General features: G+C 65.2%; 17 protein-coding genes. 6 read left to right on the top strand and 11 right to left on the bottom strand.

Annotation, left to right across the window (positions count from 1 at the left end):
* Positions 1-1,182, bottom strand: coding sequence for an acyl-CoA dehydrogenase family protein (locus ACHAA3_RS12150; protein ID WP_435709283.1), 1,182 nt, complete (start codon positions 1,180-1,182; stop codon positions 1-3).
* A 141-nt stretch (positions 1,183-1,323) separates the two neighbouring features.
* Here ACHAA3_RS12150 and ACHAA3_RS12145 point away from each other — a divergent pair, with 141 nt between their 5' ends.
* Positions 1,324-2,061 carry a class I SAM-dependent methyltransferase gene (locus ACHAA3_RS12145; protein WP_435709282.1) on the top strand — a complete coding sequence of 246 codons (738 nt, stop codon included), beginning with the start codon at positions 1,324-1,326 and terminating at the stop codon, positions 2,059-2,061.
* Here ACHAA3_RS12145 and ACHAA3_RS12140 read toward each other — a convergent pair.
* On the bottom strand, positions 2,018-3,049 hold the full coding sequence (locus tag ACHAA3_RS12140) for a DegT/DnrJ/EryC1/StrS family aminotransferase (RefSeq protein WP_435709440.1): 1,032 nt from the start codon (positions 3,047-3,049) through the stop codon (positions 2,018-2,020). The two genes, ACHAA3_RS12145 and ACHAA3_RS12140, sit on opposite strands and share 44 nt — an antisense overlap.
* A 221-nt stretch (positions 3,050-3,270) precedes the next feature.
* Here ACHAA3_RS12140 and ACHAA3_RS12135 point away from each other — a divergent pair, with 221 nt between their 5' ends.
* Entirely contained in the window at positions 3,271-4,503 is a 1,233-nt protein-coding gene (locus ACHAA3_RS12135; protein ID WP_435709281.1) for an aminotransferase class I/II-fold pyridoxal phosphate-dependent enzyme, read from the top strand.
* Positions 4,500-5,930 carry a dTDP-4-amino-4,6-dideoxy-D-glucose ammonia-lyase gene (desII, locus tag ACHAA3_RS12130; RefSeq protein ID WP_435709280.1) on the top strand — a complete coding sequence of 477 codons (1,431 nt, stop codon included), beginning with the start codon at positions 4,500-4,502 and terminating at the stop codon, positions 5,928-5,930. Before ACHAA3_RS12135 ends, desII begins: the two co-directional genes overlap by 4 nt.
* 25 nt (positions 5,931-5,955) lie before the next feature.
* Here the strand turns inward: desII and ACHAA3_RS12125 are convergent, their stop codons facing one another.
* The 8 genes from ACHAA3_RS12125 to ACHAA3_RS12090 form a co-directional block, all read right to left on the bottom strand.
* On the bottom strand, positions 5,956-7,239 hold the full coding sequence (locus ACHAA3_RS12125) for an APC family permease (protein ID WP_435709279.1): 1,284 nt from the start codon (positions 7,237-7,239) through the stop codon (positions 5,956-5,958).
* The gene (locus ACHAA3_RS12120; RefSeq protein ID WP_435709278.1) at positions 7,236-8,345 is read right to left on the bottom strand and encodes a pyridoxal-phosphate-dependent aminotransferase family protein; all 1,110 of its coding nucleotides are present in this window, start codon (positions 8,343-8,345) and stop codon (positions 7,236-7,238) included. The genes ACHAA3_RS12125 and ACHAA3_RS12120 overlap by 4 nt, the downstream gene beginning before the upstream one ends.
* A complete protein-coding gene (locus tag ACHAA3_RS12115; protein ID WP_435709277.1) occupies positions 8,342-9,847 on the bottom strand; it encodes a pyridoxal phosphate-dependent decarboxylase family protein in 1,506 nt (501 codons plus the stop codon). Before ACHAA3_RS12115 ends, ACHAA3_RS12120 begins: the two co-directional genes overlap by 4 nt.
* On the bottom strand, positions 9,844-10,674 hold the full coding sequence (locus tag ACHAA3_RS12110) for an SDR family NAD(P)-dependent oxidoreductase (protein ID WP_435709276.1): 831 nt from the start codon (positions 10,672-10,674) through the stop codon (positions 9,844-9,846). Before ACHAA3_RS12110 ends, ACHAA3_RS12115 begins: the two co-directional genes overlap by 4 nt.
* Entirely contained in the window at positions 10,667-11,017 is a 351-nt protein-coding gene (locus ACHAA3_RS12105) for a hypothetical protein (protein ID WP_435709275.1), read from the bottom strand. Before ACHAA3_RS12105 ends, ACHAA3_RS12110 begins: the two co-directional genes overlap by 8 nt.
* A gap of 11 nt (positions 11,018-11,028) precedes the next feature.
* A complete protein-coding gene (locus ACHAA3_RS12100; protein WP_435709274.1) occupies positions 11,029-11,520 on the bottom strand; it encodes a hypothetical protein in 492 nt (163 codons plus the stop codon).
* Positions 11,521-11,615: 95 nt separating this feature from the next.
* Positions 11,616-11,930, bottom strand: coding sequence for a hypothetical protein (locus ACHAA3_RS12095; RefSeq protein ID WP_435709273.1), 315 nt, complete (start codon positions 11,928-11,930; stop codon positions 11,616-11,618).
* Entirely contained in the window at positions 11,927-13,525 is a 1,599-nt protein-coding gene (locus ACHAA3_RS12090) for a phytoene desaturase family protein (RefSeq protein ID WP_435709272.1), read from the bottom strand. Before ACHAA3_RS12090 ends, ACHAA3_RS12095 begins: the two co-directional genes overlap by 4 nt.
* A 117-nt stretch (positions 13,526-13,642) precedes the next feature.
* Between ACHAA3_RS12090 and ACHAA3_RS12085 the strand changes: the two genes are divergently transcribed.
* The 3 genes from ACHAA3_RS12085 to ACHAA3_RS12075 are packed head-to-tail and all read left to right on the top strand — an operon-like array spanning position 13,643 to position 18,023.
* Entirely contained in the window at positions 13,643-15,412 is a 1,770-nt protein-coding gene (locus ACHAA3_RS12085; RefSeq protein ID WP_435709271.1) for an AMP-dependent synthetase/ligase, read from the top strand.
* 47 nt (positions 15,413-15,459) lie between these two features.
* Complete coding sequence (locus ACHAA3_RS12080; protein ID WP_435709270.1) at positions 15,460-16,689, top strand: YcaO-like family protein; 1,230 nt, start codon at positions 15,460-15,462, stop codon at positions 16,687-16,689.
* The gene (locus ACHAA3_RS12075) at positions 16,686-18,023 is read left to right on the top strand and encodes a TfuA-like protein (RefSeq protein ID WP_435709269.1); all 1,338 of its coding nucleotides are present in this window, start codon (positions 16,686-16,688) and stop codon (positions 18,021-18,023) included. Before ACHAA3_RS12080 ends, ACHAA3_RS12075 begins: the two co-directional genes overlap by 4 nt.
* Positions 18,024-18,059: 36 nt before the next feature.
* Here ACHAA3_RS12075 and ACHAA3_RS12070 read toward each other — a convergent pair whose 3' ends face one another.
* Positions 18,060-18,620, bottom strand: a complete 561-nt coding sequence (locus tag ACHAA3_RS12070; RefSeq protein ID WP_435709268.1) for a flavoprotein — start codon at positions 18,618-18,620, stop codon at positions 18,060-18,062.
* Between the last annotated feature and the right edge of the window lie 516 nt (positions 18,621-19,136).

The following is a 19,136-nucleotide window of genomic DNA, read 5'->3' as shown; positions in this document are numbered from 1 at the left end:
TCACAGATAGTGTGTGTTGGGGTCGAGCCCGCACATCAGCCGACCGTAGAGCTCGTAGTTCGTGTCCGGATGCATGACGCCATGCAAGTTGAGTGCCTGGACGTCTCGCGAGATCCGTTGGATCGGTACGTGCCGGTAGATCGAGGAGCCGCCGCTTGCAGTGCTGCAGACGTCGACAGCTTCCTTCGCCCTCACGCAAGCAGCTCCCATCTCGAGTCGGACTCGCGCACGTTCCTCGGTCGTCCAGGTCTCGAACGCCTCGTTCTTGGAGTCGACAAGGTCGGCGGCACGCGTGGCGTGATACGTCGCCTCTTCAGCCTTGATCGTCGCCTCCGCCACCTGCAGATGAGTCAGCGGCGCATTCGACTGCTCTGCATAGTCGGTGTAGGTGATCTTGCGACCGGGCAAGCGGAGACGGAACTCCTCGACGCTGGCCCGCGCCAGTCCGGCAGCCACGCCGCTGACCGTCGCGGAGGCGGTAGAGACCAGGGGCGCCTGGTAGATGGGTTGGTCGGCGTTGGCCACCGATGAGTATTCCTGCCGAAGCACCGGCCCCATGTCCAGCGCATAGTCGCCTGGCACGAACACGTCGCGGGCCACGGTCTTGATGCTGCCCGAACCCTGCAGCCCTGATGAATACCAGTCGTCGACGAGCTCCAGATCCTTCATCGGAATGGCAGTCATCAGCGGAGAAGGCTGACCGCCGGGCGGCATCAGAAGCACCGAGTTGGTGTTCCACTGACTGTCTTGCGCTCCGGAGTTGAACGACCACGCCCCGTTGACGACGTAGCCACCATCGACGGGAACCGCGGTCGCTGTGGGGCTGAGAATGCCGCACACGCGAGTGCCGGGGTCGGAGAAGATCTCATCCTGGACCGAGTCGGGGAACAACCCGGCGATCCACGTGCTGATCATCCAGACCGAGACGGTCCACGAGACCGAACCGTCACCACGGGCGAGCTCGGCGACGACCGCCTGAGTCGTGCGCATGTCGCTCTCGTAGCCACCGTAACGACGCGGCACACGCATTCGAAGTATGCCAGCATCAGTGAGCGCCTGGACGGTTTCGGCCGGGATGCGGCGTGCACTCTCGGTCTCGGCGGCGCGCTCGCGAAGCAGCGGCACCAGTCCGGCCGCAGAACTGACCAGATCGGCTCTGGTCGGTACCGTTGCAGTTTCCACTGGTAACTCCTCGGTTCTCAGGCGGGCAATTCTTCAGTGAACGCAACTGTTGCATGCGCCGGTGGACCGGATGTCTCCCAGAATGCTGACCCCCGCAGAGGCCCTGCCGCACCCCCATCTGCGCCGCTAGCATCAGGTGTCATGTACGAAAGTGACGTAGCTGAGATATGGGATGCCGTCTACACCGGGCGAGGTCGCGACTACCCTGCCGAAGCCCGCTGGGTAGAAGGCGCTGTCCGTGACCTGCGCCCTGCCGCGACGTCGCTGCTCGACGTCGGTTGTGGCACCGGAGAGCACCTGCGTCACCTGCAGACCCTGTTCGACGAGGTCGAAGGAGTCGAACTGTCCGCAGACATGATTGCCTCCGGCCTGGCCCGGTCGCCGGAGCTCACCATGCACCAGAGCGACATGCGCGACTTCGACCTCGGTCGCACCTTCTCAGCGGTCGTGACTCTCTTCAGCTCGATCGCCCACATGGCCACTGGCGAAGACCTCGATGGCGCAGTTTCGCGTCTAGCCGCTCACACCGAGCCAGGAGGCGTTGTCATCGTGGAAGGGTGGTGGTTCCCCGAGAACTTCATCGACGGATATGTCACCGGGGACGTCGTCGAAGACGATGGACGAGTCCTCGCCCGGGTCTCACATTCGTCGCGGGTCGAGGACTCTTCGCGCATCCAGTCGCACTTCGTCGTCTCAGAACCCGCCGGCGGACTGCGTCATTTCACCGAGGACTTCCGGCTCACGTTGTTCACCCAAGGACGGTACGAGGAAGCATTCGCCCAGGCCGGGCTCAGCTGCACCTATCGGACCGACGGCCCTTCGAAGCCCGGAGCGTTCATCGGAACCCGCGAGCCAGCACCTTCCGAACCTCCGCAATGACCTGGTCCACCTGTTCGGGCCAAAGGTGCGGTCCGATCGGAAGACTGAGCGCCTCCCGGGCCAGACGCTCCGCTATCGGGAAGTCGCCCGGGCGCAGTCCCATCTCGGAGTAGGCGCCGCTCAGGTGCACAGGATTCGGATAGTGCACGAGCGTCTCGACGCCCTCCGCGCGAAGCGCCGCGCGAAGCGCGTCTCGGTCGGGCGTCCGGACCACGAACTGATGCCAGGCGTGCACGCCGCCGAGCTGCGGTCCAGGAAGGTCGAGCTCGGCCGGCAACTCGTGGAGATACCGGGCGGCGACCTCTCCGCGTCGATCGTTCCACTGCGACAGTCGCTTCAGCTTGACCCTCAAGAATGCAGCCTGCAGCTCATCAGTTCGCGAGTTGGTTCCCACCACTTCGTGGTCGTACTTCTCACGGGATCCGTAGTTGCGAGCAACCCGCACCCGCTCCGCGACTGTCGGGTCTGACGTGACGACACATCCGCTGTCCCCGAACGCACCGAGGTTCTTGCCCGGGTAGAAGCTGAACGCGACAGTCGAGGGGGCCGCTCCGATGCGCCGGCCGTTCAGTGCAGCGCCGGGCGCCTGAGCAGCGTCTTCCACCACGGCAAGACGATGGCGGTGCGCGACCGCGGTGATCGCGCCGAGATCAGCGGGACGCCCGTAGAGATGAACAGGAACGACAGCTCGCGTACGGCGGGTCACCGCTGCGTCGACAGCAGCGGGATCCAGAGTCATCGTGACCGCATCCGGCTCAGCCGGGACCGGGGTTGCCCCAGTCGCAGACACCGCCAACCACGTGGCAATGAAGGTGTGCGAGGGCACCACCACCTCATCCCCTGGGCCAACTCCGACTGCCCTGAGCGCCAGTTCCAACGCATCGCAGCCGCTCCCGACGGCTACCGCGTCGGAGTTGTCGCAGTACGCCGCCCACTCGGCCTCGAAAGCCTCGACCTCTGCCCCTAGGACGTACCGTCCCGAACGCATCACCCGACGGTAGGCCGCGTCGAGTTCCCCGCTGAGCTCTTCGTACGGCGCCTGCATGTCCAGGAAGGGAACGATCACCGACTCAGTCTCCTCAATCCTGGCCAGTCCGGCTTCTCGCGCCGTGCCGTCTGCCGTGCTCGCGCACGCTCGGAGATGCCGCGCCCGACCAGGCGCAGAAGAATCGCTGCTCAAACAAGGACGACACCGCAGGAGCGAACTCGATGACCGACAAGCGCGTGGCAACAGATCTTGCGATCCTCGGTGGGACGACGGCATGTGCCGAAACCTTGCACACACACCGACCGGGCGACTTCGACCGCGAGCGCCTCCTGACGCGGATCAACGAGGCGCTCGACCGTCGATGGCTGTCCAACGGCGGGCCACTGGTGCAGGAGTTCGAGGCTCGCGTGGCCGAGATGGCAGGAGTCAACCACGCTGTCGCGACCAGCAGCGCCACGATGGCGCTCGAATGCATCGTGCGCGCCCTCGACCTCACCCAGGAGGTCATCATGCCGTCGCTCACCTTCGCGGCCACACCGAACGCTGTTCGCTGGGCGGGGCTCCAGCCCGTGTTCTGCGACGTCGATCCGGTCACGGGATGCCTTGACCCTCAGCGCGTCGCGGAGGTCATGACTCCTCGCACCTCAGCCATCCTCGGGGTTCACCTCTGGGGCCGGACCTGCGCCGTGGACGAGTTGGCCTCCCTCGCCGAAGAGCGTGGCGTCCGGCTCTTCTACGACGCAGCGCACGCGATCGGCTGCGCAGTCGACGGAGTTCCGGTCGGCGGGTTCGGCACGGCCGAGGTGTTCAGCTTCCACGCGACGAAGATCGTCAGCTCCTTCGAAGGGGGCGCCGTCGTGACTGACGACGCCGAACTCGCCGCCCGTGTCCGAGCCCTGCACCAGTTCGGCAAGGGCGGGACGCAGGGCGGAATCAACGGGAAGATGAGCGAGCCATCCGCCGCAATGGGCCTCACCTCGTTGGAGGCCTTCCCCGTCGCCGTGTGGCACAACACTCAGATTCAGCACCTCTATCGCGAAGAGCTGGCCGGCCTGACCGGGCTCACCTTCTTCTCACCGCCGCCATCGGAGGCCACCAATGCGCAGTACGTCATCGTTGAGATCGACGAATCAGAGTGCGGTCTGGGACGCAACACACTCCTTGACATCCTTGAGGCCGAGAACATTCGCGCACTACCTCCGATCGGGGTTCCGACCTGTCACCAGATCGAGCCCTTCGCAGGTGATCGGGCGCGCGAATCACACCCGGTCGCACTTCCTTACACCGAGCGGATTGCCGCTCGCACGATCTCCCTCCCCGCTGGCTCGTCGATCCAGTTCGACGAGGTCCGAACCGTCTGCTCGGTCATTCGCTGTGCCGTCGGCCGTGGGCTCGAAGTGAGACGGGCCCTTGACCTCCACGCGACGAGCAAGCTCGCGACAACTTCAGCATGAACCTCGACGTAGCAGACCCACTGCGCGCCTTCGCCCTGCACGACACCAGCCGGACGTCCGCGCACACACGGGTCGACGACTTGCTGGGCGCAGCGGGCCGACCCTCCCGCGCCGATTCAGCTCACCTGCTGAGTCTCATCCGTCGCTACGCCTCGGAACCGACAACTCCGATGGAGACGGCGCGAGAAGAGCTGCAGGTCCCTCGCGAGAAGTTCGCGCAGCTCGTCGACCTCTTCACGACCATTCCGGAGCTGCGGGCCGCTGTGCTGGCTGGCCCCGCCAGCAAGTACTGGACCAACACCGTGCTGCCGATGGAAGATGCGCACGTCATCGATGACGTGCTGCACCATCGTGTCGTCTATCCGCGTGTCGTCTCCCTCTATCCAGGCCCCACCTGCATGTTCCGCTGCCATTTCTGCGTGCGCGTCACTGGCGCACGGTATGCCGCAGATACCCAACCCGCAGGTGCTGAGATCTTCACCTCGCTGATCGAGGAAATGCCGCAAGCCAACCCGTTCGCGATGTACGCCTCCGGCGGACTCGAACCACTGACGAACTCAGGCATCGGTGACATCGTGGCGCACGCCGCGCGACGCGACTTCAAGTTCACGGTGTACACGAACGCATTCGCCCTCACCGAGCAAACACTCGACCGACAGCCGGGCCTCTGGAATCTGCACGCCGTCCGCACTTCCTTGTACGGACTGGACGACGCCGAATACCTCGAGACCACCGGCAAGAAGGCAGCCTTCAGTCGCGTGAAATCCAATCTCTTGAACTTCCAGCGCCGCCGGTCCGAACGCGACCACCGCGTCCGTCTGGGTTTCAGCTACTTGGTCCTGCCAGGCCGTACTCGAAGGCTCCTCGACCTCGTCGATCTGATCGCCGAGCTCGACGATGCTGGAACTCCGGTCGACTTCCTCGACCTGCGCGAGGACTACAGCGGGCGGTCCGACGGCAGCCTGACTCGTTCGGAGCGCGCCGACCTACAGGAGGTTCTAGAGGAGTTCGAGGAACGCGTCGCCACACGGACGCCGCACCTCAGAGTGGACCTCGGCTACGCCCTGCACAGTCTTCGCGCGGGAGTCCAGGCCCAGCTCATACGCATCGAGCCTGACCAGATGCGCCCGTCGGCCCACATCCAGGCCGGCGTGCAGGTCGACCTTCTAGGAGACGTGTACCTCTACCGTGAGGCGGGCTTCCCAGGCCTCCAGGGAGCCGAGCGCTACATCGCCGGTCGGATTCGCCCGGGCCACGGACTCATGGACGTCATTGCCGAGTATGTCGCCGAAGGTCGGACCATCGAGCCGAGGCCCGGTGACCAGTTCTTCCTCGATGGCTTCGACCAAGTCCTCACGGCCCGGCTCAACCAGGCCGAGGCTGACCTCGCCGCAGGCTGGGGCGACCGGCGCGGTTTCCTACGCTAGCTCCGCGAAGTTCTGGCCGCTGCCATCAGCGCCGAGCAAAGGCCATCACGGCAGCAACCACGGCCAGGCCGGCGGCATACAGGAGGCTGACGCCGACGAAGGGCAAGATCGCAGCCGTGACGACTGCGACCGCTGCGATTCCGGTGCGCAGCGCCCGTCCTTCCTCGAGCATCCAGGCACTGCACAGCGTGACCAGGAACAGAAGCAAGAAGGCTGATGAGGTCGCGGTGATCAGAAGAGTCTCGATGCTGCCGGTCAGCGCAAGAATCCCGACGGGAATTCCGTAACCCGGGATGAGGGCCAAGATTGCGACCCAAGGGACTCCCCAGCGTGTGGTGACGCGGGTCAGGACGCGGGGCAGCAGACCCTCCCGTGCGGTCGAGTAGACCACCCGGGACGTGCCCAGGACCCACGCGTTGGTCGCGAGGACCAGCAGCACGACGGCCACCACATTTCCGAGCTTGGCGACCGAGCTGCCGCTGGCCACCTCGAGCAGCGTGGTGAACGCGGTGATCTGTTCGCCCTGGCCCGCCGCGGGAGGCACCACCATGAGCACCGTGAGCGCCATCGCGAAGTAGAGGAACCCGATCGCGAACACGGCGACCAGGATGGCCCGCGGGTAGGTGCGTTTCGGGTTGACGACCTCCTCGGCGACCGGCGCCGCATTCTCCCATCCGATGAATCCGAAGAAACAGATGATCAGCACTGGGCCCAGTGCCCCCCAGCCTTGCGGGGCGAACGGCTCCAAGTTCGCCGGCTCGGCCGAGGGGATCGCCACCACCATGACCGTCACGAGGAACAACACCAGCACGACGAGCATGAGGCCCTGGACCGCGCCGCTGACCTGTACTCCGGTGAGGTTGAACAGCACCGAAGCAACGACGATCAGGAAACCCACTCCGACGACCGCCAAGGCCGACGGATTGGGGTCCCAGATGCCAAGCAGGTAGCGAGCGGCTGCCAGGCCCAGCACTGGATTGGCGACGAGGAGCGTCGCCACGAGGAAACACGACACGAACCGCGCGGCACGCTCCCCGAAGGCGAACTGAACGAACTCTGGAATGCCCCGGCTGGTGGGAAACCGTGTGGACAGACGAGCGAAGATGAGGGCCAGCGGGTAGGAGTAGACGATCAGGGCACCCCACGCGACCAACGACAGAGGGCCCGCCTCCGAGGCAGCGTGCCCTGGAAGGATCAGCAAGCCGGTGCCGATCACCGAGGTGATGTAGTGGACTGTCAAGCCCGGGACCCGCATGGTCCGTGTGAGGCTCTGCTGAGTTAGTTGCGACGACTCAGATTCCTCGCTCATCGAATCGCCTCGGCGATCCGGGCAAGCAGCATCTCGACGGTCTGCCGAGTTCCATCCATTCCCACCAGACCGACCCGGAACGCATCGCGCTCGAATGGCGTCAGGCCACCAGCGATCATGATGCCGTCGCCAGCCAGCTTCTCCCGGATCTCGTCGGCCCGAGGGCTGAGCGCCACGACCACGAGCGAGGCGGCGTGCCCCTGAGGCTCGACCACGTCGAAACCGAGCGCTCTGAGCCCGTCCCGACACAGTTGAGCGACCTCGGCTCGTTCGGCCAACCACCGATCGAACCCGCCCTCCCGCATGCGGGAGAGACTGCTGGCCAAGGCCAGGACAAGTCCAGTTGGCATGGTCACCGGGGTCGGCTCCCAGTCGTCGAGCGAGGCCTCGTCCCACCGGGCGAGATCGTAGAACCACGTGTGGGGTCGTGAGGACCGCGCAAGGACAGCCCGGTGGCCGTGCTCTCCGAGCCCCACCACGGCCAGGCCTGGAGCTGCACCAAGGCCCTTCTGCGAGGCAGAGACCACGGCGTCGACCTGGGTGTTCGTGAGGTCGATCCGCTCACCTCCAGCCGCTGAAACTGCATCGACCACGGTGAGCGCTCCGTGAGACCGGGCGAGGTCGGCGATCTTCTCGACAGGGTGACGCACTCCGGTTGCCGTCTCCACGAGCGGCACGATAACACCCCTGCAGCCCGGCAACAGCTGCTCCACCCGCGCAATATCGACCGGAAGTCCGGGCTCGACCGCCGCGACTCGAACCGTCAGTCCGTGAGCCCTTGCCATCTCGATGAGCCGTTGCCCGAAAAAGCCGGTGTCGGCCACCACAACGGTCTGCCCGGGCTCGAACAGGTTGAGCAACGTCGCATCAAGTCCAGAGGAGCCCGATCCCGGCATGACGTACACATGCGCGGCCCCGAGCAGTACCGACAAGTCCGTAAGCACCGACCGGAACGCCGTGACCCATCCTGCGCCGTAGTGCGGACGGGTGGGTTGTGCGAGCACTTCGGAGTCCCTCGGGTCGAGCCGACAAGGTCCCGGAATCATGAGATGGGCGTATTCCAGCGGGTCCACCTGGTCGGCGACGCCGATCTGGGCAGAGGTCACGAAGAGAGCTCCCATCTCTGGCGCGGTGCATGGGATTGGGTCGAGAGCAGATGCTCTGCGGCAGTCCGGGTAAGTAGTGTCCACAACCGCGCAACATCAGGCCCTGTGGTGCGGATATTGCCGATAGAGACACGGATGACATAGCCGTCGTCGAGCACGGCGTGCGACACAAAGGCATCGCCTGAGGCGTTGATCTGCTCCGCGACGGCTTCGTTGAGATCGTCGATCCACGCGCGACGCATGGAGTCTTCGAGACCTGCTGGGGAGGCCGGCTCGAAGCGAATACAGACCAGCGGATACTCCGATTCGACCGGACAGACCCAGTCCGGATGGTCTGTGGCTTGCGCCCTCAACCACCGGGCGTGCTGAACGCTGCTCTCGAGCATCTGGGCGATGCCCCTTCGCCCGAACGACCGGATGACCCACCACACCTTGAGCGCCCTGAAGGCCCGGCCCAGCTGCGGTGACAGGTCCATGAAGTCGACTGTGTCCGTGTCGGGCCGAGAGGTCAAGTACTCAGGAACGAGTCGAAAGGTTGCGGCCAGCGAGCCCTTCCGGCGGCAGTAGAGCGCCGACGCCTCAAGCGGCACGTACAGAGTCTTGTGCGGGTTGACGACCATGGAGTCAGCCGCAGAAATATCGACTGCGCTGCCGGTCAGGGATGGTGCGACCCGCCAGAAGCCGCCATAGGCGGCATCGACGTGCAGCCAGATCCCGTGGCGTGCGCAGACCTCGGCGATCTCGGGCACGGGATCGGTAGCGCCCACCGCCGTCGTGCCCACTGTGGCCACCACGGCGAGGGGCCGCAGGCCGCGGGCAAGATCGTCCCGGATGGCCCGGTCAAGCGTGGCCGGGTCCATCCGGTGACGGTCGTCGCAAGGCAAGTGGACGACGTTGCGCATGCCGATGCCGAGTGTGATGGCCGCCTTGTCGACCGAGCTGTGCGCCTGGTCCGACGTGTAGATGCGCAGGATCGGACCCCCTGCTGTGCCCGAGACACGGACGTCGCCGATCGCGTCGTCTCGGGCTGTCGCCAGCGCGTACATCGTCGCGAGTGAAGCCCCGTTGACCAAAACACCGTCCGCACCGGTGGGGTACCCGGCCAGCTCAGCGATCCAGCCGAGCACCACCCGCTCGAGGGCGGACGCGGCCGGACCGCTCTTCCACAACATCGCGTTGACGTTCAACGCTGCGGTCAGGGTCTCGGCGAGAACCCCTGGGAAGCTTGCGCTGGTGGAGAAGTAGGCATGGAACGACGGGTGGTTCCACTGCACGAGGTGGGGTATGACCCGATCCTGGGTGTCGGCGAGGATGGAGGCGAAGTTCTCGCCCGCCTCGGGCAGGTCGTCACCGAGCGAGGCCATCAGGTCCGCTCCCGGCTTCGGCACGGTGACGGGCGTCGCGCGGACAGTCTCGAAATGCTCGCGGATCAGGGCCAGCACGGCATGACCGTTGGCCTCGAACTCAGCAGGCGTCCAGTCCGACACCGGCTCGTCGGTCATGACGTGCTGCCCTCGAAGATCTCGCCGACCTGAATGTTCTGATCGCGAAAGAGCTCGGTCACCCCTGAGTCGTGCTCGAGCGGACGGTCCTCCCAGTCCCAGCCTCCGGACACGGCGAGCGTCGCTCCTGAGATGTAGGAAGCCGCTTCGGAGACCAGGAAGCCTACGGCTTCAGCGATGTCATGGCCCGTGCCTAGACGGCCAGCGGGCACCCGCTTGGCCATCCAATCTGCTTGCTCGGGCGGCAAGTGCCCGTTGTCAATCAGCCCCGGCGCGACGCAGTTGACCGTGATTCCGTTCGGCGCCTCCTCAGAGGCAAGCGAGCGTGTCAGCACCGCGACTCCCGTCTTGGCGACAGCGTACGCCGCCATGTTGGGTGCGCCGCGCACCCGGAGCGTCGGGCTCAATCCGATCATCACGATCCGCCCGCGCCTCTGCGCGCGCATGCTGGGCAGGGCGGCATGCGTGACGTAGAAGGCCGAGTTCAGGTTGCTGTCAAGGACTCCGTTCCATCGCGTGACCGATGTCTCCGACACTGGGCTGAGAGTGAAGTCACCGACGTTGTTCACCAGGACCGACGCTGGCGTCCCGAACCGCATCGCAACTTCTTCGATCAGGCCCTGGGACTGTTCTGCGTCGCTGACGTCGGCCTGCACTGCTTCTGCCCGGCCGCCGGCTGCTCGCAGCCGATCGACGAGCGCCTCGGCGGCCCCGACGTCTGACCGGTAGTTGACGGCCACGGCGAGGCCGGAGGCGGCGAGGCGCTGACAAATCGCCTCACCGATCCCCCGGGCTCCGCCCGTGACCAGAGCTACCTGATCAGGCATGTGCGTGGCCGTGCTCGTGGTCGTCCTCCATGTCGTGGGTGTGGGGAACTTCGGTCAGGTACCTGACCTCGCGAGGCGCCGTGCAGTACTTCTGGGTGAACTCTGCGATGACGAGGTCCTCGCCGGCAATCAGTTCGTCGGCCTCCTCGGGGCTGCGCCACTGATACAGAACCTTGACCGAGGCGGGATCGTTGACCTCATCACGCAGGAACGTCGCATGACCGCTGAACGCCGGATGGTCGTGAGCAGCCGGTCCGACGAGTTCGTCCATCGTCTGCATCACCGCAGCGATGTCCCCGAGGTGCTCGTCCTTGAAGTGCCATGTCTCAAGTACGTGGATCATGTCGTGCTCCTTTATCTGTGCGGTTGTTGCTGCTGGGAATCTGGGGTGGTCAGTTCGTTCTCGTCCTGCTCAGCGAAGTAGGCCGACAGCAGGGACTTGCCCTCTGGCACGAAGCGCTCGCAGATCAGCACGTGACTGCGGCGGTTGCGCGACTCCGCCCGCCACAGCTGCTTCGCCGCATCCCGCGCCTCCGCGGGTACCTGCGCCGACCGTTGCAATTGTTTGAATCGATGGCGGAAGTCCCGCAAGCTGCTCGCCATCTGCTCGTGCTCGAGGTTGAACACACCCGAGAAGCCGGGGCTGACGAACGGCGGCGCCATGGAGGGACGGATGAGTTGTTCGTACATGTCCTGACCGAAGTCAGAGGCGTACTGCATCGTGGAGGTCGCTGCGTCATAGAGGACGCACAAGTGGTGGACGCGATCACAGACCACGTCCCACCGGGGCTCCTGGAGAGCCGCCCGAGCCTCGTCCAGCATCGAGGTCATCGTCACGAGGTGCATGTGGAACAAGTGATGGCCAAGCTTCCAACGCAGCACCGCCTCCCGAGAGCCCTCCGGAACTTCATCGATCCCAGGAATCGGGATGGGGCATCCACTCATCGGTCCGCATCCTCATCGGTATTGATCCACCGCTCCAGCGTGGAGTGCAGAACGGTCAGGCAACCGGCGAGGATCTCGTTGCGATCCTCGGCGGACAACTCCGTGCGGTCCAGATCGCGCATCACGGCCCGCTGGACTTGGAGGCACGTCCTGACCCACGAGGTGGCGTCTGGGGTTCCGCGCTCCAGCCGAAAGTAGCTGTCGTACTCCTCTTGGCCGGAGGACCCTCCTAGATCCGGCAGCATCCCGTCGCGAGGCAGGGTGATCGCGTCGATGACGCCCAGGTCCGTCGGAATTTCGCTACGGGTCATGCGTCCCCCAGATGTCCACGAACCACTGCACTGGCGTTGCGGCCGGGCACCCCGAAGACCCCGCCCCCGGGACGCGTGCCCGATCCGCACAAGAACAGGCCGGCTACCGGAGTTTCGTGATCGGCGTAGCCCGAGACAGGTCGACCCGCAAAGAGATCCAGGGGGCTCATGGCCCCGTGGTAGAGGTTCCCACCCGGTAGCGCGAACCGCTCCTCAAGATCCGCCGGGGTCAGTATCAGTCGATGAATGACGGCGTCTGTCAGACCCGGAAGATACGGCTCGACGTACTCCAGAAGGTCGTCGAGATAGGCCTCCTTGACATCGCTCCAGTTGCCGTCTGCGACGGTGTGGGGCACGTACTGCACGTACATGCTCAAGACATGTTTCCCGGGCGGCGCCATGCTCGGATCGAGCACGCTGGGGATGGTGCACTCGATGTGAGGCCGTTCCGGCGCGATACCTCGGGCTGCCTTGGCGTGGACCATGTCGAGATGATCCATGCTCGGCAGGATCTGCAACGTGCCGTTGAGATGTCGGCCGGGACCAGTGAACCCTCGGACGTCGGGCAAGTGATCGAGCGCGAGGTGGACCTTGGCCGCAACTCCGGGGAATGGTCGTTGGGCGATGGCGTGCCGGTAGGCGCTCGGCACGTCCTCAGGACCTAGAAGGTCCAGGAAGGTCGTTCGGGGCGAGACCCCCGACACGACGGTGCTGGTGGAGATGCGAGAGCCGTCATCGAGCTCGACTGCCTCTACGCCGTCCGAACCAGTGACGATTCGTTGTACGGCACGGCCCGTGACGAGGGTGACGTCGTACTCGAGGCAAGCCGCGGCCAGCGCTTGAGTGATGCTGCCCATCCCGCCCATGACCTGGCCCCACGCCGGGCGACCGGCCTCACGCGAACCCAGCTGGTGGTAGAGCATCAGGTACGCCGAACCAGGCATCGACGGCCCTGCATCGAGACCAACCGTGCCGTCGGTCGCGAGCGTCACCTTCAGCTCCTCGGACTCGAACCAGGAGTCGAGCAGGTCACGAGCGCTACCGAACATGGCGCCGACCAACCGACCGAGTTCGTCGTCAGGCAGCTTCGCGGCGTCGAGCAGCGCCGACTTCAGCGAAGCAACATCGCGCAACAGCGGCTCTCGGGCGGGTCCCAGGAAGTACGGCTCCACGAACTCGGCCATCTGCCGCATGGCCCGCCCGAACTCTGGGTACCGCTCAGCGTCCCGAGGAGAAAATTTCGCGATCTCCCGAGCGGTCGCCTCGTCGTCAGCACTGAGCGTGAGTGGCTGGCCATCGTCGAAAAGTGCCGTGACCGAGGGATCCCGCGGGACGATCCGCAGCCCCCTGCTCTCCAGCTCGAGATCTTCGATGATCTCCCGCCTGAACAGGGTCGTCACCAAACTCGCGGTAGAGACCTTGAACCCGGGCCAGAGCTCATCGGTCACGCATGCGCCACCGACCTGGTCCCATCGCTCGATCACCGTCACGCGGTGCCCGGCCTGCCCGAGGTATGCCGCGCAGACCAGCCCGTTGTGACCGCCGCCCACGATGACGACGTCGGACGTGGTCTCGCTCTGCTGCGTTGAAGTCACCACAAAAGCGTCCGTCGCCCAGGACCGAATCAACACCTCATGAATTGCGCACCGCCCACCGCGTCAGAAGGCAATTCATGAGGTGCTTGGACGTCTTGTCCTTGCGATAGTGCGCCCATGACACCGACGGAGCACGTCACAAGGAACGTCGAGACTGGCCTGAGTCTCCCCCCGACCTTCCCGGCCGCCTTTCAAAGGACGGTCGCGGCGCACCGTGACGACATTGCACTGCTCACCATCGACCGCTCTGTTGAGCTGACCTGGCAGCAGTACGGCGACGAAGTGCGCCGGATCGCGGGCGGACTAGCGGCGCTCGGGCTGCGCCGAGGCGATACCTTCGCGGCGATGCTGACCAATCGACCGGAGTTCAACGTGACCGAGGTAGCCGCGTCCCACCTCGGTGCCACCACGTTCTCTGTGTACAACACCAGCTCTCCTGAGCAGATCCACCACCTTCTGGCGCACTCCGGTACCAAGATTGTCGTGTGCGACGACCAGTTCGCCGACCGAATCAAGGCCTCAGGTGCCCCCCTCGAGCATCTCCTCGTCGTCGAGCACGGGGACCTGGACCGCCTGCAACCCGCGCCAGACTTTGATTTCGAGGCGGCGTGGCGGGCCGTGGAACCCGATGACCTGTTGTGCCTGATCTACACCTCCGGAAGCACTGGCCCTCCGAAGGGTGTCGAGCACACGCACCGCGGATGGATGCGAATGATCGACGCGATCTGCACCATCTGGCCGCTTGCGGCAGGCGACTCTGCGATCTCCTACCTACCCTCCAGCCACTCAGGCGACCGCTTCTTCCGGCACTACTACCCGATCGTGCGAGGCGCACTGGTGATCAGCGTCGCCGATGCCAACCGGGTCGCCGAGGCGCTCGCCCGCTTCCACCCCACCACGTTCGCGGCCGTGCCCCGCACCTGGGAGAAGCTCAAAGCCGCTGTGGAGCGCGATCTCCTGAAGGCCCCGGAGGCCGCCGAAGCGTTGGCTGCTGGCCACCAGACGGCTCGCGACGACCTCCGCGAAAAGCTCGGCTTTGATCGGATGAAATGGGCTCTCACCGGTACCGCACCGATTCCGGACTCCGTCTGGTCATTCTGGAGAGACCTCGGAGTGCCCGTGACCGTGGGGTGGGGAATGTCCGAGTGTGGATTCGGGGCCGGGGCCTCGCCTGCGGAGTCCGTGATCGGAACAATCGGAACGGTCGCTCCCGGGGCCGAGGCCCGACTGAGCAAAGACGGAGAGCTGCTGGTGCGGATGCCGTGGATGATGCGGGGCTACCGGGACGATCTTGCGGCAACTGCCGAGGCCTTGGATCCCGAGGGGTGGCTTCACACCGGAGACCTTGCAGAAGTCGACCGTGGCACCTACCGCATCATCGGTCGGAAGAAGGAACTGATCGTCAACTCTGGCGGCAAGAACATGTCGCCGAGCAACATCGAGCATGCCGTCAAGGCAGGAACCCCACTCATCGGCTCGGTGCTGGCCGTCGGCGACGACCGTCCCTACAACGTCGCCCTGATCACTGTCGATCGGGACGCGTTGACGGCGCTCTCGGTCGAGCTCGGTCTTGACCTGGATGCGGCCTCGGACCCGGCCAGGTTCGCGACCGACGGACGAGTTCTTGATCGGATTCAGGCCAGCGTCGAGGCCGGCAACCGAACGTTGTCTCGGATCGAGCAGATCAAGAGGTTTGCCGTGCTGCCAGAGCTCTGGGAGCCCGGCGGCGAGGAGCTGACCGCAACGTCGAAGCTCAAGCGCTCGTCGATCTCGCAGAAGTACGCCGCCACCATTGACGCGCTCTACGCAGAGCCGCCCTCTTCACACGGTTCGGCGCTGGTGAGCACTCTGCGAGTGGGCGACACCCGAACACCTCACCGAAGGTGAGGTCGAAGCCCACCACATGATGCGGGAGCCGAGCCGTGACAAGCAGAATGCACACCACCTCGCAGGAGGCGACCCACCGCGGACCAGTCGCTTGCTCCGGCACGCTGCGCGACCGGCCCCCTGAGGAGACGTGGGAGATGGTGGCTCCCCGGATGCTCGACTACGGGGTGACCCGAATCGCCGAGCTCACCGGACTCGACATCATCGGGATGCCGGTCTACATGGCCGTCCGGCCACTCGCAACGACGGTAGGAGTCAGCCAGGGCAAAGGGGCGACACCTCTGCTTGCCCGGATCTCGGCCGTGATGGAAGCGATCGAGATGTCGGTGTGCGAGCGGTACTTCTCGACGCCCGCCTCCTTCATCTCGACGGGCAGCGAGCTAGGCCTTTCCTACGCCACCACGACATTGACCCCCACCAGGCTGTCGGTCATCTCCGAGGAGTTTCCCCTCCGCTGGGTACCAGCTGATTCCTTGACCGACGACAGCTCGACGTTCGTCCCTCTCCGAGCGGTAGCGATGGACGGCACCACCGACGGCAGCTGGCGACCGCCGACACAGTTCTCGACCGCCAATGGCCTGGCCAGTGGGAACAACTTGGCTGAGGCCACCATTCACGCGCTGCTCGAGGTCGTTGAGAGATACTCGACCGCCGCGATGGCGAAGACTCCAATCCGGCAACGACGCGTCATGAACCTGACGAGCCTCCCCGACTGCTGGAGTCGAGACCTCGTCGTGCATCTGCAAGGCCTGGACTTCTGGGTGGAGATCGTTGACTGCTCGATTGTTCCTGGTGTCGCAGCTTTTGCCGCCTTCGTGTGGAGCTCAGACATGCCCGGCCTCTACGCGGGATCGGGCAGCCACTTCCTCCCCGAGATAGCTCTGCAGCGCGCGCTGACCGAGGCAGTTCAAAGCAGGATGTCGGTCATCAGCGGGACACGTGAAGACCTCGGCAGCATGTCCTACCGGGGGGTTCGGCAACCCGTCCCCCCGGAGATCGTGCAACCGAATCACACGTGGGACGCCATCACCCACCCCCTCCTCACGGCCAGTGCGCCGAGCACCACCATGCTCGAGTGGCTCGTGACCCAAGTCGAAGCCAGGTCGGGGAGTTCGGTGTTGCGAGTCGACATGACTCCGCCCGGTGAGCCGTTCGCCGTCTGCAAGGTCTTGGCCCCCGGGCTGCCGGAATCACTCCACGAGGCCACCGAGGAGCTTCCTCGTTACCCGGCACCACCGGAGAGGCAGACGCACACGATCATGGAGGACACCCCATGACCCTGCACGTCTTCGCGGGACCCTCGATGGCGGGTTCACCCGAGCTGGAGCACGACGACGTGTGCTCGCATCCCCCGATCGCCCACGGCGATCTCTACCGGGTGCACCTTGCTCCCGAGGACTCCGTCCTCATCGTCGACGGCGTCTACCAGCACACCGCTCCGGTGCGGCACAAGGAGATTCTCCACTTCTACGCCCAGGGCGTCTCGATCTACGGCGCCGCAAGCCTCGGAGCGCTCCGCGCCTGTGAGCACCTGGGTCACGGCATGACCGGCTTGGGCACCGTCTTCGCGTGGTACCGCGACGGGCGACTGATGTCTGATGCCGACGTCGCGCTGACCCACGGCGACTCCGAGATCGCCTTCCGGGGATTCACCCACGCCATCGTGAGCATCCTGCACGTCACCGACCAGCTGGTGGCCCAAGATCGCCTCGACGCTGATACTGCGGCACGCGTTGTCGCGCTGGCCCGGTCCGTGCACTTCACTGTCCGAAGCAGAGGCGCTCTGTTGGCATCGGTCCACGACGACGAACTCGGTGCTGCAGTTCAGCTCGTCATCGACGAGCTCCACCCAGACCGGACAGGCGACGTCAAGCGGATGGATGCCGAACAGGCAGTCCGCGACATCCGTTCCGAAGCGGCGGGCGCACCGCCGAAACACGTAGCTGTCCCGGTCACCGCCTATCAGAAGGAGTGGCAGCTCCAGCACACCTCGGCGACGGCGGACGCGGACAGCCCCTCCTTGCGCCAGGTTCTGGCCCAGGTCCAATTGTTCATCCGGGACTTCCCGGACCGTCACACCCGCTACGTCCTGGCACATCTGCGTCCCGAGTATCCCCAGTTCGCAGTCACCGAGCCGGCCTCGAACACCGACACACACCGGGCGTCGTGGCTCGACGCCTTGAGCGCGACCGACCTCGTCGAACGGGGGATCTTGACGAGCCACGAAGCCGAGCACCTCAACGAGCGTGAGCGCACCGTGCGCGTGCTGGTGCGAACATTCCGGCGCCAGTCCGGCCGGCTGGTCTTCGAGGAGATGCCCAACGATCTTCATCTCGATCTACCAGAAAAGGCTGCGCAGAGCGCGCGTCTGCTCGGACTGAGCCACCAGGCCATGCGGCTCAATCCTCGCTTTCATCCGGGCGACATTCCGAACGACCTCCTCGACTCGACCTTCGCCGACTTGTGGCAGGTCGACGACGTCGCGACTCACGTCCTCGACCGCGGATTCCGCTCGACCGAGGACTTCCGCGAGAATGCCAGGCCCTACTTCATCGCAGCGCGCGCCTTCATAGCGATGCGCGACGAACGCAACCCGCCCGAGATCGGCTGACGACGACCGCACCGGTGCACACCAGGCGGCAGGGACTCAGGCTCGTGCGGACCGTGCCAGTTCTGCCACGTCCGACATCACCTGGCCGGGAATCTCGCCCACCCCTGAGCCCATCTCTTGGCGCGCACGCGACGTCATCGGACCGGGCTCCAGCACGTGGTGGCCGTCTTCACGCAGAGTCGCGACCGCCCGCCGGACAGCGGGGCTGGCCCACATCCGGGCGTTCATGCATGGCGCGAAGTAGACACCGGGACCGTGAGCACAAATCAACGCCGTCACCAGCGTGTCAGCGATGCCAGCTGCGGCCTTCGCCAACGTCGTGGCCGTGGCCGGCGCGACCACCAGGGTCGACGTCTGCTCCAGGAGCGTGACATGAAGAGGTTCACGGACCCACTCATCATCGGTGTGCACGACAACACGAACGTCGTCGGACACGAAGAGCGCCGCAGCCGCCGGCGTGGCGACGACGATCACCTCATCGGCGAGCTGCATCGCATCATCGACCAGCGCTGCGGTGTCCACGGCGGCACTTGAGCCACAGACCCCGATCAGCACGGTTCCGAGCGGCCGTTCGGTGGGTGGCACAGGATGCGGCACGGGCCCTCTCTCAGGTGGCGATACGTACGAGATTGGGGTGGCGTCGACAAAGCGGCGCCACCCCAATCACGAACTTGTCAGGCGCAGGGCTCTCCAGCCATCACCGACGGGGCAACAGACCCCGCGGAGAAGTCGAGCCCGCTCACACCAGCAGCCGCAAGGAGCTGGTCATCAGAGGTCTTGATGATGTCAGTCATTTTCTTCCTCCATTCGTGCCAGGAGAGGGTCCCCTGGACAGTTCCCCTTCACCATGGCGCGCCCCGCACCAAGGTCACCACTCCTGGATTGCGAAGGGAATCGGCCACATCGTCCTCGGACTGATCTCGCACTACACGAGATGCCGACCGGCACGGACAACCACTGGGATGTAACCAGTCTCTGACCCAGAAGGAAGGTTCGATCCTGCGATGAAACGATTGATTCTGCCGATAGTGGCTCTGAGCGCGAGCCTGATCATGTGGATGCTGATCCCGGCTGGCTCGAGCCCAGCCGAGGTCGACGAAGCTTCGCAAGACG

Origin of the sequence: Aeromicrobium sp. CF3.5 (genome assembly GCF_051262695.1) — a bacterium.
Lineage (GTDB): Bacteria > Actinomycetota > Actinomycetes > Propionibacteriales > Nocardioidaceae > Aeromicrobium.
The sequence above is the reverse complement of the archived record's forward strand: the minus strand, read 5'-3'. Positions and strand labels throughout refer to the sequence as shown.